The 7,065-nt window shown below is 68.8% G+C and carries 8 protein-coding genes and 1 pseudogene; 7 read left to right on the top strand and 2 right to left on the bottom strand.

Features of this window, described 5'->3' with window-relative positions; all coding sequences use genetic code 11:
- Window positions 1-91: 91 nt before the first annotated feature.
- From EFK10_RS12715 to EFK10_RS12730, 4 genes and pseudogenes are all read left to right on the top strand, one after another.
- On the top strand, window positions 92-1,087 hold the full coding sequence (locus EFK10_RS12715; RefSeq protein WP_127355823.1) for an ornithine cyclodeaminase family protein: 996 nt from the start codon (window positions 92-94) through the stop codon (window positions 1,085-1,087).
- A 421-nt stretch (window positions 1,088-1,508) separates the two neighbouring features.
- On the top strand, window positions 1,509-3,227 hold the full coding sequence (locus EFK10_RS12720; protein ID WP_127355824.1) for an MFS transporter: 1,719 nt from the start codon (window positions 1,509-1,511) through the stop codon (window positions 3,225-3,227).
- A 28-nt stretch (window positions 3,228-3,255) separates the two neighbouring features.
- Complete coding sequence (locus EFK10_RS12725) at window positions 3,256-3,759, top strand: MarR family winged helix-turn-helix transcriptional regulator (protein WP_127355825.1); 504 nt, start codon at window positions 3,256-3,258, stop codon at window positions 3,757-3,759.
- Between the two features lie 227 nt (window positions 3,760-3,986).
- A pseudogene (locus tag EFK10_RS12730) lies at window positions 3,987-4,331 on the top strand (FBP domain-containing protein); the annotation flags it as partial.
- 99 nt (window positions 4,332-4,430) lie between these two features.
- On the opposite strand, the gene tnpA reads toward EFK10_RS12730, so the two are convergent.
- Window positions 4,431-4,859 carry an IS200/IS605 family transposase gene (gene tnpA / locus EFK10_RS12735; RefSeq protein WP_127355826.1) on the bottom strand — a complete coding sequence of 143 codons (429 nt, stop codon included), beginning with the start codon at window positions 4,857-4,859 and terminating at the stop codon, window positions 4,431-4,433.
- Between the two features lie 23 nt (window positions 4,860-4,882).
- On the opposite strand from tnpA, the gene EFK10_RS50030 reads away from it, so the two are divergent.
- Window positions 4,883-6,163, top strand: a complete 1,281-nt coding sequence (locus tag EFK10_RS50030) for an RNA-guided endonuclease InsQ/TnpB family protein (protein ID WP_240677185.1) — start codon at window positions 4,883-4,885, stop codon at window positions 6,161-6,163.
- A 38-nt stretch (window positions 6,164-6,201) separates the two neighbouring features.
- Complete coding sequence (locus tag EFK10_RS50035; protein WP_407647066.1) at window positions 6,202-6,351, top strand: FBP domain-containing protein; 150 nt, start codon at window positions 6,202-6,204, stop codon at window positions 6,349-6,351.
- 50 nt (window positions 6,352-6,401) lie between these two features.
- Here EFK10_RS50035 and EFK10_RS12755 read toward each other — a convergent pair whose 3' ends face one another.
- On the bottom strand, window positions 6,402-6,620 hold the full coding sequence (locus EFK10_RS12755; protein WP_240677186.1) for a Tn3 family transposase: 219 nt from the start codon (window positions 6,618-6,620) through the stop codon (window positions 6,402-6,404).
- A 204-nt stretch (window positions 6,621-6,824) separates the two neighbouring features.
- Between EFK10_RS12755 and EFK10_RS12760 the strand changes: the two genes are divergently transcribed.
- Window positions 6,825-7,065 (top strand): HD domain-containing protein (locus tag EFK10_RS12760; RefSeq protein ID WP_127355827.1); only part of this gene is annotated, 241 nt, incomplete at its 3' end.

Below are 7,065 nucleotides of genomic sequence, written 5' to 3' on the forward strand. Positions count from 1 at the left end.
TACCACCGCACAAAACCGGGGAGCGGCGCCGGGCCGCCGCTCCCCGGCCCGTTTCCGCGACCACCACTCGAGAGCCGAGGACGTCCGTCCGATGACCGTATCCGAATCCCCGCAGGCGACCATGCTGCTCAGCGGACCCGACGTCAGGTCCGTGCTCACCTGGCCGGACACCATCAGCGCCGTACGCGACTCCTTCCGGGCCGCCGCGACCGGCGGCATCATGCAGCCGGCCGCGGCCCAGGTCGGCATGGCGACCGGCTCGCTCCACCTCAAGGCCGGCGGGCTGCTCAACCCCGCCCTGCTCTCCGTGAAGGCGAACCTCCGCCCCGACGCGGCGCGCGCCCTCGGGGTCATCCTGGTCTTCGATCCCGACCAGGTGACCCTGCGCGCCGTGCTCGACTCGGCGGATGTGACGGCGTACCGCACCGCGGCCACCGCCGTGGTCGCAGCCGGCGCGCTGGGGGCGCAGGACGGCTGCTCGGTGGCGGTGCTCGGCACCGGCAGGGTGGCGGGCGGCTTCCTGGACGCCCTTCCGCACGAGGTCAAGGTCGGTGCCTTCCATGTCTGGGGGCGGGACCGCGAAGGCGCGGAGCGGTTGGCCCGGGCCGCGGGCCGGCCGGTGCCCGTCCAGGTCCATGACACCCCCGGCGCCGCGGCCGCGCAGGCGGACGTCGTGGTGACGTGCACCCCGTCGCGGTCCCCGCTGGTCTCGGCGGCGGACCTCAGGGAGGGCGCGCTGCTGCTTGCCATGGGCGCGGATTCCCCCGGCAAGCGCGAACTGGCCCCCGACGTGCTCGCCGACGCGGTCATCGTGGCCGACGACCCCGAGGCGGTCACCCGGGTGGGCGAGGTCGCCTTCCATCCGAACGGCTCCGCCGGCGCGGTCCTGGGCGATCTGGGATCGGTGATCACCGGGGCGGTGGCGCTGCCGGGCGACGCGGGCAGGACCCGGCGCGTGATCTTCGACTCGGTCGGGATCGCCTTTGTGGACACCGCGATGGCCGCACTGGTGCTGCGGACGGCGCAGGCCCGGGGCCTCGGCACGCCCTTCCACTTCGCTCCTTCGGATGCCGGCGCCGGGCAGTAGCGGGGGTACCGACCCCCGTTATGCCGCGGCGGAAGTCACTCGCGGCATAACGGATCACCACTCCAGAAGCCCGACCGGCGGCGGGCACGGCGGCGGCGGTGATCGCCTCGGGGGTGACGGGCATGTCGGTGCCCCGGAAGCGTGCGGCGGTGGGCTCGATGGCCAGGATGCCCCGCTCGGCGTCCCGTACGGCGGCGTCGAGTAATGGCTCGATCGACCCGTCCAAGAACGTAAGGCGCCTGACCGCACGACATCACCGGAGCTCACGGGGGCCGAATCGTATTTTCGAGCGGCACACGAGGTTGTCGGCCTCGGAGCCGGAGCCGGTGAACACTACGCGGCATCCTGCGCCGCCGCCGCTGATGATAGAGTTACTTAACCTAAGTTAAGTACCTCTCCACATGGGGTTGAGACCGTCCAGATGGCGACCAAAGAAGGCGCGACCACGCGAATACAGCGGCGGACACCGCGGATCGCCGCCGACCATCCGCACTACAAGTGGGTGGCACTGTCCAACACCACGCTCGGCATGCTCATCGCGACGATCAACTCCTCGATCGTGCTGATCTCCCTCCCCGCCATCTTCAACGGCATCCGCCTCGACCCGCTCCAGCCGGGGAACGTCAGCTACCTGCTGTGGATGCTGATGGGCTACATGCTGGTCACCGCGGTCCTGGTGGTCACCCTCGGCCGGCTCGGCGACATGCTGGGCCGGGTCAAGATCTATAACGCGGGCTTCCTGATCTTCACCGTGACCTCGGTGATCCTCTCGGTCGACCCGATGCACGGCGGGGGCGGCGCGCTCTGGCTGATCGGCTGGCGCGTCGCGCAGGCCGTCGGCGGCTCCATGCTCATGGCCAACTCCGCGGCGATCATCACCGACGCCTTCCCGGCCAAACAGCGCGGCATGGCGCTCGGCGTCAATATGGTGGCCGGCATCGCCGGCTCCTTCATCGGCCTGGTGCTCGGCGGCCTGCTCGCCGAGTGGAACTGGCGCTCCATCTTCTGGGTCAATGTGCCGATCGGCCTGATCGGCACCGTCTGGGCGTACCGCTCGCTGCACGACACCGGCGTGCGCCGCCCGGCGAAGATGGACTGGTGGGGCAATATCACCTTCGCCGTCGGCCTGACCGCGCTGCTGGCCGGCATCACCTACGGCATCCAGCCCTACGGCGGCCACACCATGGGCTGGACTAACCCCTGGGTGCTGGCCGGCCTGATCGGCGGCCCCGCCACGCTCCTCGTCTTCTGCCTGGTGGAGTCCCGGGTCGCCGAGCCGATGTTCCCGCTGAAGCTGTTCCGCAACGCGGCCTTCGCCGGCGGCAACGCGGCCACCCTGCTGGGCTCCATCGCCCGCGGCGGGCTGCAGTTCATGCTCATCATCTGGCTCCAGGGCATCTGGCTGCCGCTGCACGGCTACGACTATGCCAACACGCCGCTGTGGGCCGGCATCTACCTGCTGCCGCTGACCGTCGGCTTCCTCGCCGCCGGACCCATCGCCGGTTATCTGTCCGACCGGTACGGCGCCAGGCTCTTCGCCTCCGCGGGCTTCGTCGTCATGGCCGCCTCCTTCGGCGGCCTGCTGCTGCTCCCCACCGACTTCAGCTACTGGCTCTTCGCCCTGGTGGTCTTCCTCAACGGGCTCGGCGGCGGCCTGTTCGCCGCGCCCAACACCTCGATCATCATGGCCAGCGTGCCCGCCGAGGCCCGCGGCGCCGCCTCAGGTATGCGGGCCACCTTCCAGAACGCCGGCATGGTGCTGTCCATCGGCGTCTTCTTCTCCCTGATGGTGGCCGGCCTCGCCGGATCGCTGCCGCACACCCTCAGCTCCGGACTGATGGCCCAGGGCGTGCCCGCGGCCAACGCCCATCAGGTCGCCGCCCTGCCGCCGGTCGGTACGCTCTTCGCCGCGTTCCTCGGCTACAACCCGATCCAGCAACTGCTCGGCCCCGATCTGCTGGGCAAGCTCGCGCCGGCCAACGCGCACACGCTCACCGGGCGGGAGTTCTTCCCGCACCTGATTTCCGGTCCGTTCCACGATGGACTGGTCGTGGTATTCGGCCTGGCGATCGTGATGTCCTTGGTCGCGGCGGGCGCGTCCTTGATCCGCGGCCGTCGCAGTACGAGTACGCAGAACTGAACCGTTAAGGCCGAGGAGGCGCCCCGCCATGACCCAGTCCGACGGGCGTGGGGCGCCCACCCAGGCCGAACCCACCCCAGCCGCGCTCACCTCGTCGTCGTCCGCCTCCGTGGCCCGGCTGCGGCTGGTCGTCGCCCGGCTCCACCGTCAGCTTGCCCAGGCGTCCGGCAATGGCCTCGACCTCACCCATGCGCAGCTGTCCGCGCTGGCCAGGACCCAGGAGTTCGGCCCGCTGCGGATCGGCGAACTGGCCGCGTACGAGCAGGTCGCGGCGCCGTCGCTGACCCGTACCGTGGCACCGCTGGCCGCCGCCGGGCTGATCAGGAAGCAGCCCGATCCGTCCGACGGCCGCTCTTGGCTGGTCAGTATCACCGACGAGGGCGCCGAACTGCTCGACCGGGTGCGGCGGCAGCGCTCCGAGCTGCTGGCCCGCCGGGTGTCCAGGCTCACCCCCGAGCAGCGCGGCACCCTGCTCGCAGCGTTGCCCGTACTCGAACTGCTGCTGACGGAACCGGAGCCGGACCGGTCCTGACGCCCCGGGCTCAGGCCCGCGCCTCGGCCGCCCGCACCTCGCCGGCAGTTCGCGGGCGTGGGCGTCCTTCAGCAGCCGGTGGAGTCACGCTGGGCATGCTGGTCCTCCTCGACCTCACCCCGAAGCCCGACTGGATTCGCAACATCCGCGACAGCATGTGGGCTGACCACATCCCAGCCCCTGCACCTGACCAGAGGGGTCGGTGGGCCGTCGTCGTCCTAGCTATTATGAAGCCGCTGACTGAGCAAGAGATCCGTGCCGCGTTCGTGAACTGCACCAAGGGCGAGGCGAAGCGTCTGTCCGTCCCGCGCGATCTGGCCGACCGGCCCTGGGACGACCTGGACTATCTCGGCTGGCGAGATCCATAGGCCCCCGACCGCGCCTACCTGGTAACCGAGCTGGACGGCCGCCCAAGGGCCCTCGCGGCGCGCTGCCCCAGCCCTGTCTCCTGGCAGATGCGGCGCAGCATGTGCTTGGTGTGTGTGACCACCCACGCCGGCGGCGTCTCCCTGATGGTCGCGCCGAAGGCGGGGAAAGCCGGACAGCAGGGCAACTCGGTGGGCGTCTACCTCTGATCTTGGCCAGTGCTCCGCCCTTCAGGGCGGGGGTGAAGGCCATCCTTGGCCCGGAGGCGCGAAGCGCCGGAGTGCTCTGCGTCTTCGGGGTGACGGTCAGACGGGACGCTGCTGGTTTTCGATGTACTGCTTGACGACGGTCGGGGGTGCCCCGCCGCATGATCCTGCGAAGTAGGAGCCGGACCAGAAGTGTCCGCCCCACAGGTACCGGCGGACGTGGCTGTCGTACTCCTGGCGGAGCCTGCGGGAGCTGACGCCCTTGAGGGAGTTGACCAGCTTGGAGAGCTGGACCTTGGGCGGGTAGTGCACGAGCAGGTGGACGTGGTCCTGTTCGCCGTTGAACTGTTTCAGCTCGGCCTCGAAGTCGGCGCAGACCTCGCGCATGATCTCTTCGGTGCGGGTCAGCATGGCGTCGGTGAATGCCTTCCGCCGGTACTTCGTGACAAAAACCAAGTGAACGTGCAGGTTGTAGACGACGTGACGTCCGGTGCGTACGTCGGGATTAGGATTCCAGCGCGGTGACATAAACCAATGTTATGCTCTCGGTTGTGAGTCAAGACACCCTGGTCAAGCGGCAGTTCGGGCACCGTGCCCGGCTTTCGCTGTCTCCTGCCGGGGTTCGCACGGCGGATGATCAGGCGCACGCGGCCCGCACGATGTGGAATCTTCTCCACGCGTGGTGGCGGATGATGCCGAAGCACATGCGGACTCATCCGAACGCGGACGCCGCGATCCGGCAAGCCCGCCAGGACATCGACTTCCTGGCCGTCCTGCCCGCCCAGGCCGCGCAAGCGGTACTCAAGACGTACTTCCAGGCGTGGAAGAACTGCTGGGAGGGCCGCGCCGACGCCCCGACCTTCAAGGGCCGGTTCCGCACGGTGATGTCCGTGGACATCCCGCAGGGCCGCGACCTGAACATCACCCGCGTGCACCGACGCTGGGGCATGGTCAACATTCCCAAGGTGGGCCGGGTCCGCTTCCGGTGGACCAAAGACCTTCCGGTCGGCAAGCGTGCAGGCGCGGAGAACCGGATCACCGGGGCACGACTGATCAAGGACTCGCTCGGCTGGCACATCGCATTCCGCGTCCAGAGCCTGGAGCCCGCGCCGCAGCCGCACACCGGCCCTGAGGTCGGCATCGACGTCGGCGTCACCGTTCCCATCGCCCTGTCCGACGGCACCACCAACAAGCACGGTCCCTGGCTGACCGACCGCGAGCAGGCCAAGCTCCTGCGCCTGGAACGGCGCGCCGCACGGCGCAAGAAGCACCGCAAGCCCGGCGAACGCACCAGCCGCCGTCTGCACCACACCTACGACCAGATCGCAGGACTCCGCGCGAAAGCCAAGCGCCGGGCACTGGACTGGCAGCACAAGACCACCACCGACATCGCCCGCACGTACAGCGTCGTGGTGGTGGAAGCACTCACCATCACCAACATGGTCAAGTCCGCCAGCGGAACCATCCAGGAGCCGGGCAGGAACGTCGCCCGCAAGTCGGGCCTGAACCGCTCGATCAGCGCACAAGCATGGGGCCGTACGGTCACGATGCTGACGTACAAGCTCGCCAGGCGAGGCGGCACCCTGGTCAAGGTCCCGGCCCCGAACACCTCGCGGCGCTGCTCCGCGTGCGGCTTCGTCACACCCGGCAGCCGGGAGACCCAGGCCCTGTTCGTGTGCAAGAACCCCGACTGCGGCTGGTTCGGCAATGCCGACCACAACGCAGCCCGGAACGTCTTGCACCTGTACCGGATGGGCCCCGCGCTCATCCCGGCTGCCGGGAGGGCAGTCGTCAGGCGCGCGAAGCGCGTCAAGCCCGCTGCCGCAAGGTAAGCAGGAACCTCCCGGCGTCAGCCGGGAGAGCACTTCAAATATGCAGCAACCTCTCCTGCTCGCTGTACGTGCGAGGCAAGAAAGACGCGGGCGTCGGCGCACGGCTCCACGAAACGATCACTCTGGAGGAGAGGATCCAACGGACCGTGACGAACATCTCCGCGTTCGTCGCCAAGGTGACCGCATGACCTCGGACAGCCACGGCCCGCTGTCCGTGGACACGGCGAACCGCGAACCCCTACGCCGCCGGCGAGGTAGGCAGAGCACCGTTTACGGTGCGTGACACGGCGACCGGCTCGCCGGTCGTCACGATGGACCGGATGCCCATGTTGGTGCCGAGTGCGAAGAGGGCGAGCAGGAGCCGGCGCTGGAGGGTGGCGCGGTCGATGCGGTCGTAGGCGGCCACCGAGGCGAATTCGTCGGTGAAGCCAGTCGCGAAGTCGGCGTCCTTCAGCACGTCCAGGAGGTCGAGGACGCCCCACGTTGGGCGGGTGGCACGACAGGACAGATGCCTACAATGGTGAAATAGTTATCTGATGAGATCTTTCAGAGGGTGAGCGCCACGCTTGCCGCCTCAGCGGAATTGGCACCTTCGAGTTTGGCTCCGTGGGTACGGCGTGCATGCGCGTCCCTGGGGACCGAGTGGAGGAGGGAATGAGTTGTGGGCGAGAAGATCGCGGGCATTGAAATCCCCGATACGCGGCTTGCGGCCGAGGCCACGGAACTGGTCCGCGAAGCTGAGCCGCCGCTGCTGTTCGACCACTCTCGCAGGGTCTACCTGTTCGGGATGCTGCAAGGGCTACGGCGCGGCTTGAAGCCTGACCCGGAACTGCTCTACGTCGGAGCGATGTTCCACGACCTGGGTCTGACTCAGACATACCGGACCACTCATCAGCGCTTCG

It is taken from the genome of Streptomyces soli, from assembly GCF_003999195.1.
GTDB lineage: Bacteria > Actinomycetota > Actinomycetes > Streptomycetales > Streptomycetaceae > Actinacidiphila > Actinacidiphila soli.